This is a genomic window from Streptosporangium sp. NPDC002544 (assembly GCF_040295965.1).
Taxonomy (GTDB): Bacteria; Actinomycetota; Actinomycetes; order Streptosporangiales; family Streptosporangiaceae; genus Streptosporangium.
This window is the reverse complement of sequence record NZ_JBEOWJ010000012.1, coordinates 122,235-143,820: the sequence shown is the minus strand read 5'-3', so window position 1 is coordinate 143,820 and position 21,586 is coordinate 122,235. Positions and strand designations below refer to the sequence as shown.

The 21,586-nt window shown below is 71.0% G+C and carries 20 protein-coding genes; 15 read left to right on the top strand and 5 right to left on the bottom strand.

What is annotated here, in order from left to right:
* Positions 1 to 152: 152 nt before the first annotated feature.
* The 9 genes from ABT061_RS20310 to rbsK are packed head-to-tail and all read left to right on the top strand — an operon-like array spanning position 153 to position 9,595.
* Positions 153 to 1,166 (top strand): LacI family DNA-binding transcriptional regulator, encoded by a 1,014-nt coding sequence (locus tag ABT061_RS20310; RefSeq protein WP_350919788.1) that lies wholly within the window; start codon positions 153 to 155, stop codon positions 1,164 to 1,166.
* On the top strand, positions 1,163 to 2,074 hold the full coding sequence (locus tag ABT061_RS20305; RefSeq protein WP_350919785.1) for a carbohydrate ABC transporter permease: 912 nt from the start codon (positions 1,163 to 1,165) through the stop codon (positions 2,072 to 2,074). The genes ABT061_RS20310 and ABT061_RS20305 overlap by 4 nt, the downstream gene beginning before the upstream one ends.
* A 1-nt stretch (position 2,075) precedes the next feature.
* Entirely contained in the window at positions 2,076 to 2,894 is an 819-nt protein-coding gene (locus tag ABT061_RS20300) for a carbohydrate ABC transporter permease (RefSeq protein WP_350919783.1), read from the top strand.
* Between the two features lie 26 nt (positions 2,895 to 2,920).
* Positions 2,921 to 4,216, top strand: a complete 1,296-nt coding sequence (locus ABT061_RS20295) for an ABC transporter substrate-binding protein (RefSeq protein WP_350919780.1) — start codon at positions 2,921 to 2,923, stop codon at positions 4,214 to 4,216.
* Positions 4,213 to 5,175 carry an ADP-ribosylglycohydrolase family protein gene (locus ABT061_RS20290; protein ID WP_350919777.1) on the top strand — a complete coding sequence of 321 codons (963 nt, stop codon included), beginning with the start codon at positions 4,213 to 4,215 and terminating at the stop codon, positions 5,173 to 5,175. Before ABT061_RS20295 ends, ABT061_RS20290 begins: the two co-directional genes overlap by 4 nt.
* Positions 5,176 to 5,179: 4 nt before the next feature.
* A complete protein-coding gene (locus ABT061_RS20285; RefSeq protein WP_350919774.1) occupies positions 5,180 to 6,145 on the top strand; it encodes an ADP-ribosylglycohydrolase family protein in 966 nt (321 codons plus the stop codon).
* Positions 6,142 to 7,329 carry an ADP-ribosylglycohydrolase family protein gene (locus tag ABT061_RS20280; protein ID WP_350919771.1) on the top strand — a complete coding sequence of 396 codons (1,188 nt, stop codon included), beginning with the start codon at positions 6,142 to 6,144 and terminating at the stop codon, positions 7,327 to 7,329. Before ABT061_RS20285 ends, ABT061_RS20280 begins: the two co-directional genes overlap by 4 nt.
* A complete protein-coding gene (locus tag ABT061_RS20275) occupies positions 7,326 to 8,702 on the top strand; it encodes an ADP-ribosylglycohydrolase family protein (protein ID WP_350919768.1) in 1,377 nt (458 codons plus the stop codon). The genes ABT061_RS20280 and ABT061_RS20275 overlap by 4 nt, the downstream gene beginning before the upstream one ends.
* A complete protein-coding gene (gene rbsK / locus ABT061_RS20270; RefSeq protein WP_350919765.1) occupies positions 8,699 to 9,595 on the top strand; it encodes a ribokinase in 897 nt (298 codons plus the stop codon). The genes ABT061_RS20275 and rbsK overlap by 4 nt, the downstream gene beginning before the upstream one ends.
* A 79-nt stretch (positions 9,596 to 9,674) precedes the next feature.
* On the opposite strand, the gene ABT061_RS20265 is transcribed toward rbsK, so the two are convergent.
* Complete coding sequence (locus ABT061_RS20265; RefSeq protein ID WP_350919762.1) at positions 9,675 to 10,076, bottom strand: GlcG/HbpS family heme-binding protein; 402 nt, start codon at positions 10,074 to 10,076, stop codon at positions 9,675 to 9,677.
* Positions 10,077 to 10,344: 268 nt separating this feature from the next.
* Here ABT061_RS20265 and ABT061_RS20260 point away from each other — a divergent pair, with 268 nt between their 5' ends.
* Together ABT061_RS20260 and ABT061_RS20255 are read left to right on the top strand one after the other, a co-directional pair.
* Positions 10,345 to 11,196 (top strand): class I SAM-dependent DNA methyltransferase, encoded by an 852-nt coding sequence (locus ABT061_RS20260; protein ID WP_350919759.1) that lies wholly within the window; start codon positions 10,345 to 10,347, stop codon positions 11,194 to 11,196.
* Between the two features lie 36 nt (positions 11,197 to 11,232).
* Positions 11,233 to 12,234 carry a phosphotransferase enzyme family protein gene (locus tag ABT061_RS20255; protein WP_350919756.1) on the top strand — a complete coding sequence of 334 codons (1,002 nt, stop codon included), beginning with the start codon at positions 11,233 to 11,235 and terminating at the stop codon, positions 12,232 to 12,234.
* Positions 12,235 to 12,528: 294 nt separating this feature from the next.
* Here ABT061_RS20255 and ABT061_RS20250 read toward each other — a convergent pair whose 3' ends face one another.
* The gene (locus ABT061_RS20250; protein WP_350919753.1) at positions 12,529 to 14,325 is read right to left on the bottom strand and encodes a tetratricopeptide repeat protein; all 1,797 of its coding nucleotides are present in this window, start codon (positions 14,323 to 14,325) and stop codon (positions 12,529 to 12,531) included.
* 418 nt (positions 14,326 to 14,743) lie between these two features.
* Between ABT061_RS20250 and ABT061_RS20245 the strand changes: the two genes are divergently transcribed.
* From ABT061_RS20245 to ABT061_RS20230, 4 genes are all read left to right on the top strand, one after another.
* Positions 14,744 to 15,430 (top strand): class I SAM-dependent methyltransferase, encoded by a 687-nt coding sequence (locus tag ABT061_RS20245; protein WP_350919750.1) that lies wholly within the window; start codon positions 14,744 to 14,746, stop codon positions 15,428 to 15,430.
* 12 nt (positions 15,431 to 15,442) lie between these two features.
* Positions 15,443 to 16,375 carry a Ppx/GppA family phosphatase gene (locus ABT061_RS20240; protein WP_350919747.1) on the top strand — a complete coding sequence of 311 codons (933 nt, stop codon included), beginning with the start codon at positions 15,443 to 15,445 and terminating at the stop codon, positions 16,373 to 16,375.
* Between the two features lie 37 nt (positions 16,376 to 16,412).
* Positions 16,413 to 17,231 (top strand): DUF1206 domain-containing protein, encoded by an 819-nt coding sequence (locus ABT061_RS20235; protein ID WP_350919744.1) that lies wholly within the window; start codon positions 16,413 to 16,415, stop codon positions 17,229 to 17,231.
* Between the two features lie 165 nt (positions 17,232 to 17,396).
* Positions 17,397 to 17,837, top strand: coding sequence for an ATP-binding protein (locus ABT061_RS20230; RefSeq protein WP_350919741.1), 441 nt, complete (start codon positions 17,397 to 17,399; stop codon positions 17,835 to 17,837).
* Positions 17,838 to 17,878: 41 nt separating this feature from the next.
* Here the strand turns inward: ABT061_RS20230 and ABT061_RS20225 are convergent, their stop codons facing one another.
* From ABT061_RS20225 to ABT061_RS20215, 3 genes are all read right to left on the bottom strand, one after another.
* Positions 17,879 to 19,069, bottom strand: a complete 1,191-nt coding sequence (locus ABT061_RS20225) for a DegT/DnrJ/EryC1/StrS family aminotransferase (protein WP_350919738.1) — start codon at positions 19,067 to 19,069, stop codon at positions 17,879 to 17,881.
* A complete protein-coding gene (locus tag ABT061_RS20220) occupies positions 19,066 to 20,157 on the bottom strand; it encodes a GNAT family N-acetyltransferase (RefSeq protein WP_350919735.1) in 1,092 nt (363 codons plus the stop codon). The genes ABT061_RS20225 and ABT061_RS20220 overlap by 4 nt, the downstream gene beginning before the upstream one ends.
* Positions 20,158 to 20,417: 260 nt before the next feature.
* Positions 20,418 to 21,578, bottom strand: coding sequence for a DegT/DnrJ/EryC1/StrS family aminotransferase (locus ABT061_RS20215; RefSeq protein ID WP_350919732.1), 1,161 nt, complete (start codon positions 21,576 to 21,578; stop codon positions 20,418 to 20,420).
* Positions 21,579 to 21,586: the final 8 nt, after the last annotated feature.

Sequence of the window (21,586 nt, the reverse complement as noted above, 5' to 3'; positions counted from 1 at the left end):
GCGACAGCCGGGCCGCCGTCCACCGTGCGTGCTGTTACTTGATCGTGACTTGACGCCCTCTGTCGCGCGCGAGTTACATTCCTCTAATTCCGTAAACGTTTTCAGTAAGTCGTCAAGATCATCGTAATCGTTTACAGAAAGGCGTGGTCTCTGTGAGCGACGGGCCGACGATCACCACGATCGCGGAGCGGGCGGGCGTCTCGATCGCCTCGGTCTCCCGTGTCCTCAACGGTTTGCCGACCCGTGAGAACACCGTGCGCCGGGTGCTCAGCGCGGCTGAGGAACTGGGGTACGTCCCCAACTCGGTGGCCCGGTCGCTGAAGTCGCGCCGGACCAACCAGGTGGCCTTCGCGATGGCGGACATCGGCAACCCGGTCTACCTGGCGATGATCCGTGAGATCCAGCCGGTGCTGAAGGCCGCCGGATACCGTCTCGTGCTGCACTCCACGGACGCGGACGTCGCCGACGAGATCGACGTGCTCCGCAGCCTCGGCGAGCGCTACGTGGACGGGCTGATCATGATCCCGCTCAGGGTGAGTGAGGCGCATCTGAAGGCCATCGAGGCTGCCCGCGCCCCCGTCGTCATCATCGGCTCGGTGCCGGACGGCACGCGGGTGGACAACATCCGCACCGACTCCCGCACCGGCGTACGGCTGGCGCTGGACCACCTCCACTCCCTGGGACGCCGCCGGATCGGGTTCGTCAACGGCCCGCTGGACACGGTCCCCGGTTCGGCCCGGTCCACGGCCTACGCCGAGGCGCTCAGCGCCCTCGGCCTGCCGTATGACGAGAACCTGGTGGAGATCGGTGACTTCTACCGCGCCGAGGGCGCGGCCGCGGTGAGCCGGTTGCTGGCCAGGGCACCCGACCTGGACGCGATCATGTGCGCCAACGATCTGATCGCGCTCGGCGCCCTGGAGGTCCTGCGCCGGAACGGCCGCCGGGTGCCCGAGGACGTGGCGGTGGCCGGCATGGACGACATCGACATGGCCGCGGCCGCCTGGCCCGCCCTGACCAGCGTCTCCCTCGGCTCGGCCGAGCGGGGCAGGGCGGCGGCGGAACTGCTTCTGGACCGGCTGGGCAACGGCGAGCGGGAGCCCAGAGTGGTCACCGTGCCGCCCCGCCTGGTGGTCAGGGCCTCGACCACGGGAGAGGAGACGCCGTGACCCTCACCGCCGACCGGCCGGTCGGGACGGCGAGCCCGAGGAAACCCCGGAAGGGCGGGCGGCAGGGGCGTGAGGCGCTGCTGCTGATGCTGCCCGCGCTGGTGCCCGTGCTGGTGTTCAGCGTGGGGCCGCTGCTCTACGGGATCTTCCTGGCGTTCACCGACGCGCGCTCCGGGCGCAACTCGGTCACCTCGTTCGTCGGGCTGTCGAACTTCGGAGACCTGCTCTCCGACGGGGACTTCTGGGCGTCGTTCCGGATCGGGATGATCTGGGCGGTCTCGGTGACGGTGCTGCAGTTCCTGGCCTCGCTGGGGCTGGCCCTGCTGCTCAACCAGGATCTGCGGTTCCGGGGGTTCGCCCGGGTGCTGGCCATGGTGCCGTGGGCGATGCCGCCGGTGGTCATCGGGCTGATGTGGCGGCTGGTCTACCATCCGGACGCCGGGATCCTCAACGGCATGCTGGGCACCGAGATCGACTGGCTCAACGACTTCTCCATCGCGCTGCCCGCGGTGATCGTCGTCGGGATCTGGACCGGCATGCCGCAGACCACGGTGGTGCTGCTGGCCGGGCTGCAGGGCGTTCCCAAGGAGCTGTACGAGGCGGTCGAGGTGGACGGCGCGGGTGTCTGGCGCAGGTTCTGGAACATCACGCTGCCCCAGCTCCGCCCGGTCATCGTGGCCATCACCTCACTGGACTTCGTCTGGAACATCAACCAGTTCGGGCTGATCTACGTTCTCACGCAGGGCGGCCCGGGAGGCCAGACCCGCCTGCCCATGCTGTTCGCCTACGAGGAGGCCTTCCGGTACGGCTTCTTCGGCTACGCGGCCACCCTGGGCGTGGCGATCGTGATCGTCGTGCTGGCCGTGCTGGGCGCCTACCTCTGGCGGCAGATGCGGGAGGCGAGCTGACATGGGCAAGGCGTTGCGTTATCTGGCCCTGGCCGGCTACATCGTCTTCCTGGCGTTCCCGCTGGTCTGGCTGCTGTCCACGGCACTGAAGACGCCGCAGGAGATGGCGAGCCTGGACCCGACGTGGATCCCGCGCTCACCGACGCCGACCAACTTCGCCGACGCCTTCGCCGAGCAGGACCTGGTCGGCAGCGGGGTGCGCAGCCTCGTCGTCGCGGTGGTCAGCGCGGTGCTCACCGTGATCCTGGCGCTGCCCGCCGCCTACGCGCTGGCCCGCTACCGCTCGCTGGTCAACCGGATCGCGATCGGATGGGTGCTGGTCAGCCAGGTCTTCCCGTTCATCCTGATCATCATCCCGCTGTTCATGGTGCTGCGCAGGCTGGACCTGGTGAACACGCTGCCCGGCCTGACCGTTGTGCACGTCACCTTCACGCTGCCGTTCGCGCTGTGGATGCTCCAGGGATATGTGCGTGCCGTACCGCGTGAGCTGGAGGAGGCCGCCGCGGTGGACGGGGCCGGGCGGGTGCGGTCGTTGCTGAGCGTCGTCGCCCCGCTGCTGGCCCCCGGCGTGGTCGCGACCCTGCTGTTCTCGTTCATCTCCTCCTGGAACGAGTTCCTGTTCGCCTTGATCGTCCTCAAGGACCCGGATGTGGCGACCCTGCCGCTGACGCTGGTGAAGTTCACCGGCGCGGAGGGGGTCGTGCGCCTCGGGCCGCTCGCCGCAGCCTCGCTTCTGGCGACGATCCCGAGCCTGGTGTTCTTCGCGTTCATCCAGCGCCGGCTGAAGTCCGGCCTGATGGCCGGGGCCGTCAAGGGATAGCCCCACCCCCCGATAGGAGAAGTCATATGCGCATGAGGGTCGTGCTGGCCGCAGGCCTCCTCGTTCTGGCCGCCGGATGCGGTTCGGAGTCGCCCGCGGCCGCCCCCGATGAGCCGGTGACGATCAAATTCCAGAGCCTCGCCTGGCAGAAGGAGTCGATCGCCGCGAACAAGGAGCTGGTCGCCGAGTGGAACAAGGCCAACCCCAAGATCCAGGTCGAGTACATCCAGGGAAGCTGGAACAACGTCAACGACCAGCTCGTCACCTCCTTCGAGGCGGGCGACCCCCCGGACGTCATCCATGACGACTCCCCGGCCCTGGCCGGCTTCGCCAACCGCGGCTACCTGCTGGACCTCAAGGACAAGGTTCCGGCCGAGCTGAAGGGCGACATCCCGCAGAGCGCCTGGGACACCGTCACCTTCGGCGACGGCAAGGGCGGGGAGGGCGTGTACGGCGTGCCGTTCCTGCAGGAGTCGCAGGTCATCATCGGAAACAAGAAGCTGCTCGACAAGGCCGGCGTGCGGATCCCGGCCCCGGACAGCCCGTGGACGTGGGACGAGTTCGCCGAGATCTCCAAGAAGCTCACCAAGGGCGACGCCTACGGTGTCGCCTGGCCGATGAAGTCGCCGGTCAACAAGGTGCTCAACCTCGCCCTGAACTTCGGCGGCACCTTCTTCCAGACCGATGCCGGCGGCAAGACGACGGTGAAGGTGGGCGCCGAGGAGCGCGAGGTGCTCCAGCGCATCCACGACCAGCTCCACAAGGACAGGTCCGCCGACCCGTCCGCGCTCGGCATGGGCTCCGCCGAGCCGCTGCCCGGTTTCTACGCCGGCAAGTACGCGATGCTGCCCGCCGGTGTCTACCTGCGCCAGCAGGTCGTGGAGCAGGCGCCGGACGGCTTCGAGTGGATCACCATCCCGCCGCTGAAGGGTGTCACCGCCGAGCAGGGCGCCGTCTCGCAGACGCTGTCGGTCGCCGCGGACAGCAAGTATCCCGAGCAGTCGCTGAAGTTCATCTCCTTCTTCCTCAACGGCTCCAACCAGGTCAAGCTCGCCAAGGGCGACTGGCTGTTGCCGACCTCTGTCAAGGCCGCGGGCGACCCCGCCATGACGACCGAGGAGAACGGCTGGAACGTGGCGACCGCATCGGCCAAGAACCTCGTGGTCGCGCCGTTCCTGAAGGTCAACGGCTTCGACGAGTGGAAGAGCAAGGTGGCCACGCCGGCCCTGCAGCAGTACTTCGCCAACAAGATCACCCTCGACGAGACGGCGAAGAAGCTGGTCGACGAGGGTAACAAGGTGCTGGAGCGGTACAACCAGTGACGTTGACACATCGGGGGCGCGCCCGGGGATGTCTGCTCGGCCTCGCGGCCGGCGACGCCCTCGGGCGGCCGGCGGAGAACCTCTCGCCCGAACAGATCGCCGCCCGCTGGGGGAGGCTGACCGAGATCGACGGCGGCGGCACCGACGACACCGAGTACACCGTCTTCGCGGCCTCCCTGCTCATCCGGCACGGGCACGCGCTGACCTCCCAGGACGTCGTCCAGGCCTACCAGCAGGAGATCATCCCGCTGATCGACGGACCGATGAAGGGCGCGGGCTTCTCCGAGCTCGGCGCCATCCAGGCACTCCGGCAGGGACTCCGGCCACCGCTGACCGGCCAGTGGCACCGCCACGGCTGGTCGGACGGCCTGGCCATGCGCGCCGCACCGTACGGGATCTTCGCCGCGGGTGACCCCGGTGAGGCCGCCCGTCTGGTGGAGGTCGACGGCAGCGTGAGCAACGCGGGGGAGGGCATCCTCGGCGGCCGAGCGGTCGCCGGGGCGGTGGCCGCCGCGATGTCGGGCGCCTCCCCGGACGAGGCGGTCACGGCCGGCCTCGGCGTGATCCCCGAGGACTCGTGGACCGCCCGCAGCGTCAACCGCGCCCGCGAGGCCCTCGGCCCCGGATCCGGCGACGTCGCCGGGCGGCTGCACGAGGCGGTCGTGGTCCGGCACTACCCGTGGACGGACCTGGCTCCCGAAGCCGTCGCCCTCGCCTTCGCCGCCTACCTGATGGGCGAGGGAGAGGTCGAGGAGTCCGTGGTGATCGCGGCGAATCTGGGACGGGACGCCGACACCACCGCGGCCATCGCCGGCGCCCTCGCCGGGGCGGGACGCGGCGAGGCGGCGGTGCCGGAGCGGTGGGCACGGCAGATCGGCCCGGTCGAAGGGCGCTGCCTGCCGGTGACCGCGGGACGGCACGTACTCGACGTGGCCGATCAGCTCGTGGAAGGGAGGTAGGGCGATGATGTCGGGGGACAGGATCCTGGGGGCGTTCGCCGGTCTGGCGATGGGCGACGCGGCGGGATGGCCGTCGTCACGGCACCGGGCGGGGGTGCACGCACCGTGGAGCAGACGCCTCCACCGCGAGCTCGACGCCTTCGCCGAGGAGCATCGGGTGACCACTCTGCCGGTGCCGTTCGCGCTCAACCAGCCGGTCGCGCCGCTGGTGATGGGGCCGTCCGACGACGCCGAATGGCTCGCCTGGACCGTGCTCACCATCGACGAGGACCGTGCGGAGGCGTTCGCCGGTCTGACCGGCAGGGACGACGTCAGGGCGCGGATCTCGGTGCGGACCGCGCTGGACAACCTCGCGCGCGGCCTCGGCCCTCCCGCCAGCGGGCACGACAACCCGCACTTCTTCGACGACGCCGCGACCGTGCGGGCGGTCGCCTTCGGGGCCGCCGGGCTGGACCCCACGGCCGATGCCCAGGTCACCAACGCCGGTGACGGCGTGCTCGGAGCCGTCGCGATGGCGCGGGCGCTCGGCGTCCTGGTGGATGGCGGTCCGATGGGCGAAGCCGTGCGGGCCGCGTTGGAGGCGCTTCCCGATGACACCGTTATCGGCCGTGCGACCCGCACCGCGCTCGCGGTCGCGCGTGAGGCGGGCGATCCGTTCGCGGCGGTGCCCGTGCTGGACGCGGCGCTGTTCGACCACGTCTACAGCTACGGGGTAGCCGCCGCCGAGACGCTCCCGGTGGCTCTCGCGCTGGCGGAGGTCTCAGGCGGCTCGATACGCACCGCCGTACCGGCCGCCGCCTGCCTGGCCGCCGCGGCGGACTCCGCGCCCGCGCTGACCGGCGCGCTGACCGGAGCGTTCACCGGCCACGACGCGCTGCCGCGAGGGTGGAGCACCACCCTGACGGGTTGCTGCCTACCCGAACTGGCGGGAATCGATCTACTGGATATCGCGAGGGGACGGATCGGATGAGTACAGCGGGCAGGGAGGGCACCCCGGCGAGTGCGGGCGAGGGCACGCTTGAGGACAAGGCCGTGGGATGCGTGGCGGGTGCCGCGGTCGGCGACGCCCTCGGCGGCGCCACCGAGGGCTGGACGCCCGAACAGATCCACGAGCGTTACGGCGGGTACGTCGAGGGCCTGGTCCCGCCGTACTTCGAGGACTGGCGGAACGCCCGCCCCATCGCGCCCTACCACAAGGGTGACGGCCACATCACCGACGACACCCTGATGACCCACGCGCTGATCCGGGTCTACGAGCGGGTCGGGGGCCACCTGGACGCCTACGCGGCGGCCGAGCACCTGGTACCGGAGATGATGGGGGAGAAGCGCTGGATCCCGGAACTGGAGGCCGAGACGCTGCTACTGCAGCGGGTCTTCCTGGCGGAGAAGTGGCTGGTGCTGCGGCTGCACTACGGTCATGCGGACCCGCGTGAGGCAGGCGTGGGCAACATCGTCAACTGCGGTGCCGCGATGTACATGGCACCGGTCGGCGTGGTGAACGCCGCCGACCCCGACGCCGCCTACGCCGAGGCGATCGAGCTTGCCGGCGCCCACCAGTCCAGTTACGGCCGGGAGGCGGCCGGGGTGCTCGCCGCCGCGGTGGCCGAGGCCATGCGTCCGGGTGCGACGCCTGACTCGGTGGTCGCCGCCTGCCTGCGGCTGGCACGGGACGGTACCAAGGCGGCCATCGACGCGGTGTGTTCGGTGGCCCGCGGCCTCGGCCACTGGGACGGCTCCTTCGAGACGCTGCGCGCCGCCATGAAGCCCTACGACACGGTCGCCGACACCTACCGTGACCAGGGTCTCGGCGCCCGCCGCCCGAGCCGCCTGCACAGCATCGAGGAACTCCCACTCGCCCTGGCCTTCCTGCTGATCGCCAAGGGCGACTACCGCGACACCGTCCTCGGTGGCGTCAACTACGGCCGCGACGCCGACTCCATCGCCTCCATGGGCGGCGCCGTCGCCGGAGCCCTCGGCGGGCGCGAGGCCGTCCCGGCCGACTGGGTGGAGCAGATCTCCACCGCCAGCCGCATCGACCTTCTCACCCCCGGCCTGAGCCTGGCCCGCGTCGCCCGCCGCATCCATGGCGCGGACCTGGAACGCCGCCGCGCCCACGAGTCCGCCTTCGCCGCCCTCGCCGGGGACGCCGGATGATCAGGCTGACCTGGGTGCAGCCGGAGGACCTGGTCGGCCACGAGCTGCGCCAGGCCGCCGAGGACGGCCGCGAGGTGACGGAGATCGCCGCGCGCTGGCAGGCCGCGGGAGGACACGACGCCCCGGCCCGGGCGGGAGCCTCGCCAGAGGCCCCTCCGGTACGGCTGCGCCGCCTGGCCGAGGACCTGCTCGACGAGCTGGCCGCGATCCCGTCCCCGCTCGCCGAGCCCTCCACGCTGGCCGAGATCGTCAAAGCCTGCCCGAGGTGGCCGTCACAAAGGGGCACGGCCACCTCGGGCACACAGGTCATGGACCGGATGCTCGGCGCGTGGCTCGGCCGGGCGGCGGGCTGCGTGCTGGGCAAGCCGGTGGAGAAGATCCCCCGGGAGGGGATCAGGGCGATCGCCGAGGCGACAGGGAACTGGCCGATCCGGGGATGGTTCACCGCCAGGGGGCTTCCCGCCGAGATCGGCCGGCGCTGGCCGTGGAACCGTCGCAGCGCCGTCAACAGCCTCGCCGAGAACATCGACGGCGTCCCCGAGGACGACGACCTCAACTTCGCGCTGCTCGCCCTGGCCCTGCTGGAGCGGCACGGCCGGGGGTTCAGCACCGACGACGTCGCGCGGCTCTGGCTGGACGAGTTGCCCGGCGGCCGGGTCTTCACCGCCGAGCGCGCCGCCTACCGCAACCTGCTGGCCGGCCTGGAACCGCCCGCCCCCCACGACCCGCGGGCTCTCTCCACGGCGACCTTCCGCAACCCGTTCCGGGAGTGGATCGGTGCGCTGATCAGGGCCGACGTCTACGGCTGGGCCAACCCCGGCGATCCGGCCACGGCCGCGGAGTTCGCCTGGCGCGACGCGCGGCTCAGCCACACCGCCAACGGGATCTACGGCTCCATGTTCGTGGCGGCGATGTGCGCCACGGCGCTGACGGCCTCCTCCGCCGAGGAGGTGGTCGCCGCCGGACTCGCCGTGATCCCGCCGGACTCCCGCCTGGCCGCCGCCGTACGGCAGGCCGCCGAGGACGCGCGCCGGGAACCGGACTTCGAACGGGTCGTCGACCGGCTCCACGCACGCCACGGGGAGCTGCACTGGGTCCACACGATCAACAACGCCGCACTGATCACGGCGGCACTGGTCCACGGCCGGGGTGACTTCACCGCCTCGATCGCCGGCGCCGTGGCGGGCGGCTGGGACACCGACTCGGCGGGGGCGACCGTGGGCTCGATCGTCGGTGCGCTGTGCGGCGCGTCGGGAATCCCGGAGGGGTGGTCGTTGAGGAACCGGCTGTCGAGTAGCATCAGCGGGTTCGACGGCATCGGCCTGGATGAGCTGGCCCGCCGTACGCTGGCCCTGGGGGCGGAGGAATCATGATCTCGGTGTTCGGCAGTGTCAACATGGACCTGGTGGCCTATGTCGATGTCGTACCCGCGCTCGGCGAGACCGTGACCGGTCGCGCCTTCAGCACGGTTCCCGGCGGTAAGGGCGCCAACCAGGCCATCGCCGCCGCGCGGGCGGGTGCCAAGGTGGCCTTCCTCGGGGCCGTGGGTGACGACGACTTCGGGACCGAGATGCGCAGGACGCTCGCCGAGGCGGGCGTCGACGTGACGGACCTGCGCACGGTCCCCGGCCCCTCGGGCATCGCCCAGATCGTGGTGGACGGCGGCGGCGGCAACTCGATCATCGTGGTTCCCGGTGCCAACGGGACCGTGACCGCCCCCACCGAGGCCGAGATCGAGGTCATCTCCCGCTCCGACGTGCTCCTGCTGCAGCTGGAGCTGCCCATCGAGGCGGTCACCGCCGCGGCCAGGGCCGCGCGCGCCGCCGGGACCACGGTGGTCCTCACCCCCGCGCCCGTCCAGCCCCTGCCCGCTGAGCTGCTGGAGGCGGTGGACATCCTGGTGGCCAACGAGCACGAGGCCGTCGCGATCACCGGTCAGGCTGACCACGAGCGCGCCCTGGAGGAGCTGAGGGGCACGGTCGGCTGGGTGATCATCACCCTGGGGGCGCGCGGCGCGCTCACTTCCGCCGGCGACGAGGCCGCCGTGTGGGTCGAGGCGCCCAGGGTGAACGCGGTGGACACCACGGCCGCGGGCGACACCTTCGTGGGCGCCCTCGCCGCGGCCCACGTCGAGGAGCAGCCCGCCGACCGGGCCGTTCGCTTCGCCACCGCGGCGGCGGGCCTGTCCGTCCAGCGCGCGGGTGCCAGCAGCTCGATGCCCACCCGCGCCGAGATCGACCGGAGCCTTACCACGGCCGGTGCCTGACATCCGGCGGGGATTTCCCGGTCAACCTCGGGCGCGGGAGCACTAGCCGCCGCTGAGGGAGGTCTCCGAACATATCCCGCTATGACCTTTCCCAGAGGGCGGCGGCGGCCTCGGCGCATGCCACGTCCTGGCCGATGGTGCCGCCGCTGACGCCGACCGCGCCCACCACCCCGCGGCCGTTGCCGGGCTCCCCGAGCGGGATGCCGCCGCCGAGGCACACGTACCGGTCGCCGGCCAGGCCGTGCAGTTCGCCTCCAGGCAGGACCAGCGGCGCGAGGTCGGCGGTCGGCATGTGGTGGGCCACCGCGGTGTGGGCCTTGCCGGGGGCGAGGACGGGGCCGGAGATCCGCGCGCCGTCCATCCGCTGGAACGCCACCAGATGCCCGCCCGCGTCGACCACCGCGACCGAGATGAGCGCCCCCTCCCGCACGGCCTGCCGCACCGCGGCCTCACACATGCGCAGCGCGAGTTCCAGGTTCACCGGGCTCCTCACCGTTTCGAAGACCGCCGGCTCCGACCGCCGGGTTTGCGGGCGTCGCCGGTCGGGCGATCCGAGGTGTCATAACGATCCGACGCTTGCGTGAGCCTTCCGGAGGACCGGCGCGGGCCGGGACCGTCGCCCGGTGAGATGGGAGAGACCACGAGGCGACATTCCGACGACGCTTACCAAGAGTGACGTTCATCTTACTTCAGGCTACGATCTCGTCACCGGTGGGATATCGAGGTGTCGTCCAGACGTGGGGAGAGACATGCACGGTCACAGCCGCACGCGCATCGTTCACCGGCTCAGGTACGCCCTCGGCCATCCGGGAAGAGTCCCCCGGCACCTGCGACGGGTGACCAGGAACACGTGGCTGCGCCTGAGCACCCGCGACCACGTCGCCTACTACCGGGCCGTCATGAGGTCCGAGACCGCGCGCAGTCCTCGCGGGGCCGTGGGCAGCAGGTCCTACCGGCGCTGGGTCGCCCTGGGGAAGGCGCAGTTCGACTATCTGGTGCGGCACGGTCTGAAACCCGAGCACCGCATGCTGGAGATCGGCTGCGGCAACCTGCGGGCCGGGCGCCTGTTCATCGGCTACCTCGACACCGGAAACTACTACGGTCTCGACATCTCCCCGGAGATCCTGATCGCCGCCCAGGAGACCCTGGTCACCTACGACCTGCGCGACAAACTCCCCCATCTTCTGCCGGTCGCCGACCTGCGCTTCGCCGCGCTGCCCGGCGGGGCGTTCGACGTCGTCCACGCCCACGGCGTCTTCTCCCACTCCCCGCCGCACGTGATCGAGGAGTGCCTGCAAAACGTCGGCCGGATCGTGCGGCCGGGGGGCTGGTTCGACTTCACCTTCGAGCGCACCGAGGGCAGGGAGCACCAGGTCCTGGGCGAGACCTTCTACTACCGGACCGAGACCCTGCTCGACCTGGCCGCCGGATGCGGCCTTCAGGCGACCCTCATGGATGACTGGGAGCGCCTTCCACAGCGGGAGTCCAAGATCCGCATCAGGTTTCCCGGCCCCGGGCCTTCGACGAGGCACGTCGTACGTGACCAGGACCGGGGCGACCTGGACCGCGCGGCCGGGCAGGCGATGTCGGATCTCGGATAGGATCTGGCGCCCTGTGCGACCGAGCTGGAGGAACCGATGCGGGCCCACGACCTGTCCGCCGGAGGCGGCGTGCTGGCCCGTGCGCATGACGTGGCACGTGCGGCGGCGCGGATCCACGGCCTGCCCGACGCCGAGGTCACGCTGATCAACGTGTCGGAGAACGCCACCTACCGGGTGGACGACCCGGCCACGGGGAGGCGCTGCATCCTGCGGGTGCACCGCCTCGGCTACCACTCCATCCCGGCGATCCTGTCCGAGCTGGCCTGGCTGGAGGCGCTCCGCGAGCAGGAGGGGATCCGCACCCCCCGGGTGCTCCAGGCTCCCGGCGGTTCCCGGGTGCTGACCGTCCCCGGCGCGGAGCCCCGAGAGTGCGTCATGTTCGAGTTGCTGCCCGGTGCCGAGCCGTCCCTGGAGAACCCGGTGCCCGGTTTCGAGCGGCTCGGCGCGCTCACGGCGCGGATGCACCGGCACGCGCGCCACTGGTCACGGCCCGAGTGGTTCACCCGCTTCCACTGGGACTACGAGGCGGCCCTCGGTGCCGGGGCGCGATGGGGCCGCTGGCAGGACGGCCTGGGCGTGGGGGCCGAGGCGCGGACCGTGCTGGGGCGGCTGGACAAGGAACTGCGCGAGCGGCTCCACCGCTTCGGCCGGGGGCCGGAGCGCTACGGCCTGATCCACGCCGACCTGCGTTCCGCGAACCTGCTCGTGGCGGGTGAGGGACCGCCCAGCGTCATCGACTTCGACGACTGCGGCTTCGGCTGGCACCTCTACGACCTGGCCGCGGCGGTCAGCTTCATCGAGCACCTTCCCGAGGTTCCCGAACTGGTCGACGCGTGGGTGCGGGGTTATCGGACCGTCCTGGACCTTTCGGCCGAGGACGAGGCGGAGATCTGGACGTTCGTCATGTTCCGCCGCCTGCTGCTGGTCGCCTGGATCGGTACCCATACCGGCGCGGACATCGCCACCGAGCTGGGCTCCGGCTACACCGAGGGCACCTGTGAGCTGGCCGAGCGCTATCTCGGCGGCTCGTTCCGCTGACCCGGTCCGTCCCGTGGTACCCGCGGCGTTCCGGTAGGGGCCGTTCGGCAAAGTGGCGCGCCGTGATCGCGCATCGGGAAATCGTCCCTACCCACCCCTGGGGCGCGACGGGTCCGTGATGGCGAATAGGGCCGGCGTCCGCATCACCGTGTGTGTAACGCGTAATCCGATAATGAGATTTTCGCGATGGGGATTCCGTCTTCCCGGCCTCTGTTTTCCGATCCACTTCGCCGAATCCGGGGTGTTTTCCGGCCGCCTTCGTCTCCGTGGCCGCGGGCGGCGGTCCGGTAGGGGTCAGGATTTCAGCTCGCGCCTGATGTCCTCGTCGTCCGGCGCCAGTTCCAGCGCCCGGGTGAGGTCGGCGACCGCCTCCGTCTCCCGCCCGGCGGCGCGCAGCGCCATCGCCCGGTTGAACAGCAGCGCGGGGTCCGCTCCGGGTTCGAGGGCCCGGGTGAAGTCCGCGACGGCGCCCTCGGGGTCACCGGTCTCGAACGCCAGCAGTCCTCGGTTCGCCCAGGCGGCCGCCAGCGAGGGGGCGAGCTCCAGCGCCCTGTCGAAGGCGGTACGCGCCCTGTCGTAGCGACCCTCCGCCGTCTCCACCTGGCCCAGCGCGCACAGCAGGTACGGGTTGGCCGGATCGATGGCGAGCCCGGCCTCCGCGTCCGCCCTGGCCTTGCCGTACTCACCGAGGGCGGCCAGCAGCCCGGCCCGGTTGGCCAGGCCGTCCACGAACTCCGGGTCCAGCTCCAGCGCGTGGTCCAGGTCGCTGAGCGCACCCCGGTGGTCGCCCCTGGAGAAGCGGATCTCGGCCCGGTTGTAGTAAGGCTCGGGGAAGGGCGGGCCGACCCGCATGGCCGTCTCGTAGTCGTTGATCGCCGCGTCCATCCGGCCCAGCCGGTGCAGCAGGTTGCCCCGGTCGATGTAGTAGTCGGGGTAGACGGGGTCGGCTTCGATCACCGCGTCCAGATCCTCCAGCGCCTCCTCGGGGCGGCCCAGCATCACGGTGAGCTGCGCCCTGTTGGCCAGCAGCACCAGCCGGTGTATCGGGTGCTCGCCGGGACGCAGGTCGCGGTCGGCCAGGGCGACGGCCTCGGAGACCAGCTCCAGTGCCTTGGCGGGGCGGCCTCGCCGTACCTCCACCAGTGCCCGGCCGTTGAGGTCGAACCCCAGCTTGAACGCCCGCTCGCGCGGGTCGGGCAGCAGCGAGGAGATGGCGATCGCCTGGTTCACCAGCGCGAGCGCGGCATCCGGGTCGCGCCGGGCCTGGTCATGGTGGCGTACCTTCAGCATTCCGGTGGCGTAGGCGACCGAGGCGTGCACGGCGGGGGAGACGCTCTCCCGCCTGGCCAGGTCGAACAGGTCCTCGGACTCGTCCTCCCTGCCCAGCGCGGCCAGTGCGGTCGCGGTGCTGTGCAGGAGCCGCCACCAGGTCCCGGTGTCGCCTTCGGGGTCGGCGAGGCGCAGGGCGCGCCCGCCGAGATCCACCACGGCGTCATGGCAGCCCGCGTCCAGGCACCACTGCACCGCGAACAGGAACGCCTCCAGCGCCTTCGACGTGTCGCCGCCGCGCTCGCGGTGGTAGGGGACCGCTCCAAGTCGCGGGCCGATCGTCCCCTCCCGCTCCAGCTCGTCGGCGAGGGCGCCGTGCTCCTCCTCGCTGAGCTGGTCCTCGACGGTGGTCCCCCGGCGGGTCACCACGGTCAGCGACTCCGCGGGGACGCGGCGCCGCAGTACCGTCAGGAGTTCGAGGTCGGTGGGGTCGGCCCGGTCGACGTTCTCGACGACCAGCGTCCGTGGGCCGGTTTCGGCCAGGTGCTCACGGACGAACTCGGCCAGGCCGTTGGCCAGGCGCAGCGTGCGCCGCGGCGCGTGCACCAGGATCCGCTCCGCGCTGGGCAGGCTCGCGGCCACGGAGCGGCGCCGGTCGGGAACCAGGTCCTGCAGGTCGGGGGCCGCCGCGCGCAGCTCGATGTCGTAGCGGGCGACGAGCTCGGGCCGGGCCGTGGGCACCAGGGCGGCGACGAGCGCGCCCCCCGCGGTGTAAGGTCCGCGCAGGTACCGGTCAGCGTCCACCACGAGCGGCGGCGGCACGGGAAGAGACGGGTTTTCTGGCGGTTGGGCTCCCCGACTCACCGGACTCCTCTAAGTCGATTTAGATGATATTCGATGATATATGGCTATGTTGTGCTGGGGGCCGGCGCCCACTGCTGGACGCCGGTACTGCGATTCGTCTCAGCCGACATGCTTGGCACTCGCGGTGCCACTGAGCGTGACGGTGCCAGGTTTGTGAACGATAACGCGCTTCATTGCAGGCCTCTCTCGCGAATAAGAACAAATCGCAAGTATTCGCAATAATCGCCCATATTGACAAGATCTATTTCTTATAGTGGCCGCATCCGGACAGCCCTATGGACAGGTGGCGTGTGGTGGTATCCACGAACGCCTTCGCGGGTCCATGTTCGGCCTGGCCGCTGTGAGCGGCTCTCGCGGGGGATGAGACCCTGATCCGATGGAACAGAGAAGCCGCTGGGCGGACATCGCGGGAGATGACGCCGGGGAGCGGTACGCGGCGAGGTTCGCCAGGCTGGCCGAGTCGGGGGCGGACACGCACGGTGAGGCGCGGTTGTGCGCGGGGCTGCTGCCGCCGGGCGCGCGGGTGCTGGACGCCGGGTGCGGCACCGGGCGGGTGGCGATCCGGCTGGCGGAGCTGGGATACGACTGCGTGGGCGTCGACCTCGACGCGTCCATGCTGGAGGTCGCCCGGCGGACCGCGCCGGAGCTGCCCTGGATCCTGGCCGACCTCAGCGACCTCGGTGACCTCGGCGGCTCCGCGGAGTTCGCGGAGCGGGCCGTGTCCGGCGAGCGGCGCGGGCAGGGTGAGCGCTTCGACATGGTCGTCGCCGCGGGCAACGTCATCCCCCTGCTGGCCCCCGGGACCGAGGCGCGGACCGTCGCCGGGCTCGCGGCACTGCTGCGCCCCGGCGGGCTGCTGGTGAGCGGGTTCGGGCTGGACGCCGCGCACCTCCCACTCGCCTCCGCCACGGTCACCCTGGCCGACTACGACGACTGGTGCCAGGCCTCGGGGCTCGCCCCGCTGCGGCGCCTGGCGACATGGGACGGCGCACCCTACGACGGCGGTGGATACGCGGTGAGTGTTCATGTACGAACCCCCGGCGGGCGAGGCTTTGAGGGGTAGTAGCTTCATCCCATGCGACTGGGCGTTCTCGACATCGGTTCCAACACGGTCCACCTGCTGGTGATGGACGCACATCGGGGGGCCCGGCCGCTGCCAGCGTACTCCCACAAGGAGGAGCTGAGGCTCTCCGAGCACATGGACGAGGGCAACCGCCTGTCGGCACAGGGCGCGACGCGGTTGCGGGAGTTCGTCGAGGAGGCGCTGCGGATCGCCGAGGACAAGGGGGTCGAGGACCTCATGGCCTTCGCGACCTCCGCGATCAGGGAGTCGGTGAACGGTGAGGAGGTCCTCGCCGGGATCAAGGCCGACACGCAGGTCGACATCGAGGTGCTGTCCGGCCAGGACGAGGCGAGGTTGACGTTCCTGGCGGTGCGCCGCTGGTTCGGGTGGTCCTCCGGGCGGCTGCTGGTGCTGGACATCGGCGGCGGGTCGCTGGAGATCGCCTCGGGGATCGACGAGCAGCCCGACGTGGCGGTGTCGCTGCCGCTGGGGGCCGGCCGCCTCACCCGCGACCGCTTCACCGCCGACCCGCCGCCGGCCGACGAGGTGCGGGCACTGCGCAGGTACGTGCGGGCCGAGATCGCCCGCGTGGTGGGCAAGGTGTCGCGGTACGGCCAGGCCGATCACGCGGTGGCGACGTCCAAGACGTTCAGGCAGCTCGCGAGGATCGCCGGCGCGGCGCCCTCGCACGAGGGGGTGAACGTACGCCGGGTGCTCGGGCATGCGGACCTGGTCGGGTGGACCGACCGGCTGGCCAGGATGAGCACGGGGGAGAGGGCCGAGCTGCCCGGGGTGTCGGAGGGGCGGGCGCCGCAACTGCCCGCCGGAGCCATCGTCGCCGACGCCACCATGGACCTGTTCGGCGTGGCCCAGCTGGAGGTGTGCCCGTGGGCGCTGCGCGAGGGGGTCATCCTGCGCAGGCTGGACGCCATGCCCGAGCAGTAAGGTTTATCCGGCCGTCCGCGGGTTAGTGCGCATAGCCATGAACAGCCCTCAGACTCAGGTGGCAGGTGCCGCTCACAGAGCGGCCAACAGTCAGACGCTGGACAGGTTGGCGCGGGTCGGTATGGCCTGCAGGGGAGTCCTCTACGGGCTGATCGGTTTTCTGGCCTTGCAGATCGCCTTCGGCGGTGGAAGTGGGGGTAAGGAGGCCGACAAGACCGGGGCCATCGAGACGGTGGCCGAGCAGCCGTTCGGCATGGTGCTGCTCTGGTTCATGGTCGTCGGTTTCACGGCCCTGGTCCTCTGGCAGCTGTCGGAGGCCGTCATCGGCCGGGGACAGACCAAGGACCGGGTGGAGTCGGCGGCGCGCGCGGTGGTCTACGGGCTGATCGTGGCCACGCTGCTCGGTGTCGTGCTGCGCGGAGACTCGGGAAGCTCAACGGACAGTCAGTCCAAGGACCTCACGGCCAAGCTGATGGAGCTGCCCGCCGGGCAGTTCATCGTGGGCCTGGTCGGTCTGGGGGTCATCGCCCTGGGGGCCTACTGGATCCACAAGGGCTGGAAGAAGAGGTTCCTCCAGGACCTGCGCACCGGCGAGATGCCGCCGAAGGCGCGTGACCTCGCCGAGAAACTCGGCATGGCCGGCTACCTCGCCCGCGGTGTGATCGCCGCGGTCGCCGGTGTCTTCGTCATCCAGGCCGCGATCACCTACGACCCCGACAAGGCCAAGGGCATCGACTCGACGCTGCGCTCGCTGGCCGACACCCCGGCCGGTCCGTGGCTGCTCGGGGTCGTCGCGATCGGCCTGCTGCTGTTCGCGGTCCACTGTTTCTTCGAGGCCCGCTGGCACCGGATGTGACGGGTGAAACCGCACGGTACGGCAGGTGCGGGCATGCAGCTGAAGGCCCGTCTGGCAAGCCCCACCTGTCTATCCGGTAAGTGATCGCATTCCTACTTTTCCGAGACATCTTCCCTTTCGAGCTCCGCGTCTTCCCAAAGGCAGGAACGGTATCGGAGGGGACATATGGACTCGTCGGAGCACGACGGAAGCGAATGGGTTCTCCGCCTTGCGGGTTCCCCGGACCAGGTGGTCAGAGCCCGCCGCCTGGTCTCGATGACCCTGGGGCGAGACCATCCCCTCCACGACGACTGTGTCCTGCTGACCAGTGAGATCGCCACCAACGCGGTGATCCACTCCCGTTCCGGGGACGGTGGGGCGTTCACGGTCACCGTGGCCTACTCGGCGACGGGCGTGCGGGTCTGCGTCCAGGACGAGGGCTCCTCACAGGCTCCCTGCGTCTGCCACGCCTCGGCGGAGGCGACGGGGGGCCGCGGCCTGCCCCTGCTGGAGGCCCTGGCCCATCGCTGGGGCCTGGTCAGGGAGGCGGGGGCCAACAAGGTCTGGTTCGAGCTGGTGCTCGAACTGGCCGGGGTGCGCGCGGGCAGCCTGGCCGGCGCCAGGTGAGAGTCCGGAGCTCCCCCCGAGGGAGGAGGCTCGCGACCTGCTCAGGCGGGCTGTTGCGACGCCGTGAACGGGCGCGTGGCGGGGCGGACGTCGAGTTCGGTCAGCAAGCCGGCCATGCGGGTGGCGCGGAGCGGATCGACGGGCAGGACGTGGCCGGTCCACCAGCGGGCGATCTCCGAGGACGGCCCCTCGGGCACCAGTTCCAGGTAGTCGTCCAGCGGAGGGTCGTAGATGAAGCCGGGCACCACGCCCCGGCTCTCCAGCCGGGCGACCACCTCGTCGCGGTTCTCGACCAGCAGGGGCACCCGCAGCAGCGGCTGCGGCGCCGCGTCGCGGACACCCTCGGCGGCCCAGGGCAGGGTGCGCAGCAGTTCGACCCCGGCCACCCGCCGGTCGCGCTCGCGGTCGATCACCCGGAAGCGGGAGCGCTGGTAGCGGCGGAGCAGCGGCCCCTGGCGCATCCGCCAGTCGTCGAGGTCGATCCGCAGCCAGTGGTCCATGGCGCGCAGGTCTACCGGATCGCCGGTGAGGGCCGCGCGCAGTTCCTTCTCGCGGGGCGGGCAGCGGTGGCCGGTCCACTGGACGAGGCCGAGCGCCTTAAGGGCGTGCCACATCGGCCTGACCAGTCCGGTGCGGTAGATCGTCTCGCGCAGCACGGGCCGCAGCGTGCCGAGCAGCTGGGCGCGCGCCCCGCCGGGGAGCAGCGACTCGTCCCTGGCCCGGGCCAGCTCGGGCAGCGCGGCCGGGTCCCGCGCGGTGAGGAACCCGCCGGACATCGCCCGTCCGTGCTTGGCGAGGCTGAACACCCCGGCGGTGCCGAACGTGCCCGCGGGGCGGCCGTCCACCGTCGTCTGCATGGCGTGTGCCGCGTCGTCGAGGAGGATCACACCGCGCCGGTCGCACTCGGCCCGCAGCTCGGTCACCCGGTCGGGCTGGCCGTACAGGTGCGTGGTGACGACACCGGCCAAGCCGCTCCAGTCGATGTTGGGGACGTCGATGTTGCCGTCGCGCCAGGAGACCGGCGCCATCACCGGTTCCAGCCCGGCGGCCAGCACGATGAACAGCACGGTCTCGCAGTTCGTCGGTGAGATGAGCACCCGGTCGCCGCGTTCGAACCAGTGACGCAGCGCCAGGAGCAGACCGAACCTGGCGGAGGGCACGTGCAGGCACTCCTGGCCGATCCGCTCTCGCATGGCCGCCTCAAGCTCACGGCCGCCGTTCTGCCCGTTCACTGGGCCTTCCCCCGGGTGCGCAGCCGCCCGTACCGTTTCATGGCCCTGTCGGCGGCGCCGTACAGGGCCGGGCTGTCAAGGATGAACCGCCGCACGCGGCGGACCGGTGTGGTGCGTAGCCAGTGCGCCGCCGCGCCGGCCGAACGGCGGCGCACGATGCCCTCGGTGACTGGAACCGTCCTGCTGCACAGTGCGTCCTTGTACTCCGAGCCGTTACTGATGCCGAGGTCCAGCGAGCTGACACCGATCTTCGCGGCGGCCTCGACCATATGCAGGTGCTGGATCAGGCCGGGGGAGTACTTGGCGTAGTCGGGGTCGTAGGCGGGGAACCAGCCGATCATCATCGTGCCGGTGCGCAGCCCGAAGTGGCCCGCGACGGGCCTGCCGTCCGCGTACAGCATGGACAGCGGCCCGGCGAAGTCGGGGGTGTCGACGGCGTGCAGGCGCTCGGTCAGCTCCACGACCCATGACTTGGCGAAGCGGTCGGGGCGGCCCATCCGTTGGTACTGGGCCGATTTCCACTCCCGCAGCAGCCGGAACTGCTCCGCGTCGCGCACCGCGAACTCGGAGGTGATCTCGCCTATGTCGCGGCCCAGCTTCCGTTCCTTGTACAGGGTGCTCTTGACGAACTTCGGAGAGCGTTCGCGCAGCTCGTCGAGGAAGGCCGGGTAGCCATCGGTGAAGTCGAGGACCACGGCCTCCTGCCTGAGCGTCTCGAACGGCTGGAACCAGGGCTGGTGATCGACCATGCAGCCGAACTCCCACACGCTCAGCCCGCACTCCTTGAGCAGGGTGTTGGAGTCGAATTCGGCGCCGGGCACGTGGACCACGCCCTGGGAGAGCGAGACCCATCCGCCCAGGGCGGCGCCCACCCCGCCGCCGTGCCGCTCGAAGGGGAAGAACCCGACGGGCCCGTCCGACTCGGTGATCACCGCCACCCGCGCTTCGGTGTGGACCTCACCCATCGCGATCGTGAAGTCCGGGCTGAGGAAGGGGTTGGCAAGGTGCGCGCTGGAGCGTTGCATCTCGCGCCAGGCCGCGACCTCGCCCGGGCCCAGCTCCGCCGGCCGGATGACGTTGACCCTCATGCAGCTCCTCCCGCCGCGCCGGGGTGACCGGCGACCGTGCCTGCAGTGCGCGTCAACCTACCGTTCACGAGGGGGTGATCCTTTCTCGAAGCCCGGGCTGAGGAACTGAACGTCGTCCTCGGGGTGGAGCACGCGCGATCCGACTGGCCCATGGACATGGGTGGCGTGCGTCACGGAGCGCGGGAACCGTCCCGGAACCGGGCAGCGATCCCCCTGCCGCCGCCCAATGCAGTAAATCTACCTAAATATTGACTTACCTGCTAAGCGATATCGGAGACAGTCGGACTCGGCAGCACCGGGGGAACCCGGGGAGGGGTGGGTGGAATGGCCGGGACGAGCCGTTCGACGACCGGCAGGGCGCGGTGGGCGTAGAGCGGATCGACCGGCAGCACGTGCCGCCCCCACCAGTGCGCGATCTCAGGCTCCGGCGAGGGACTGGTGAACCCGGGCAGGTAGCTGTCGTACGGCGGGTCGTAGAGGTATCCGGTGGCGACCCCGTGTCGCTCCAGCTCGGCGATGGCCTCGTCCCGGCCCGAGACCAGCAGCGGGACCCGGAACAGCGGTTGATCCAGGTGCCGGTGGACGGCCCGCGCCACGCTGGGCAGCGCGGCCAGCGCCGAGACGCCGGCGATCCGCCGCGACCGCTGCCTGGGCAGCGTCCGCAGGCGCCTCGACTGGTACCAGCTTGAGAGGTGGCCGCGCCTGGCCCGATAGTCGTGCAGGTCGGCCTGGACCCAGGAGTCGAACGCCGGCAGCTGCGGCGCGTACTCCAGCGCCCTGACCAGATCCGCCGGGCGCGGGGCGATCCGGTAGCCCTCGCGCTCCTCCTCCATGCCGAACGCGCGCATCGCCCTCAGTGCCGGGCGGACCATGTTCAGGCGCAGCGCGGCGTGCCGGCCCACCGAGGTCAGCACGCTGTGGATCTCCTTCCTGAAGGCACCCGGCTGCAGCAGCCGGTCACGGTCGCGCTCCAGGGTGCGCAGGTCCTCCAGGTGCTCGACCGCGATCACCCCGCCGGAACCCGCTCCGGCGTGCTTGGACAGGCTGAACACGCCCGCCACCCCGAAGGTGCCCAGCGGCCTGCCGTGCACGCTCGTCTCCATCGCGTGCGCGACGTCCTCGATCAGGATCTTGCCCGTGAACGCCGCCACCCGGTCCGGCAGGCCGTACAGGTTGGTGGTCAGCACCGCGTCGACCGTGTCGAGGTCGACGGCGCCCGCGTCGATGTTGCCGTCGTCGGAGGAGAGCGGGGCGATGACCGGGCGCAGCCCGGCGGCGAGCACGAGAAAGAGGATCTCGTCGGCCGACAGCGGCGACATCAGCAACCGCTGGCCGGGGCTGCACCAGTGCCGCAGGGCCAGATACAGGCCCAGACGATTGGAGGGCAGTGGAAGGCAGTGGCGGCCTGTCCGCTTCGCCACAATGTGCT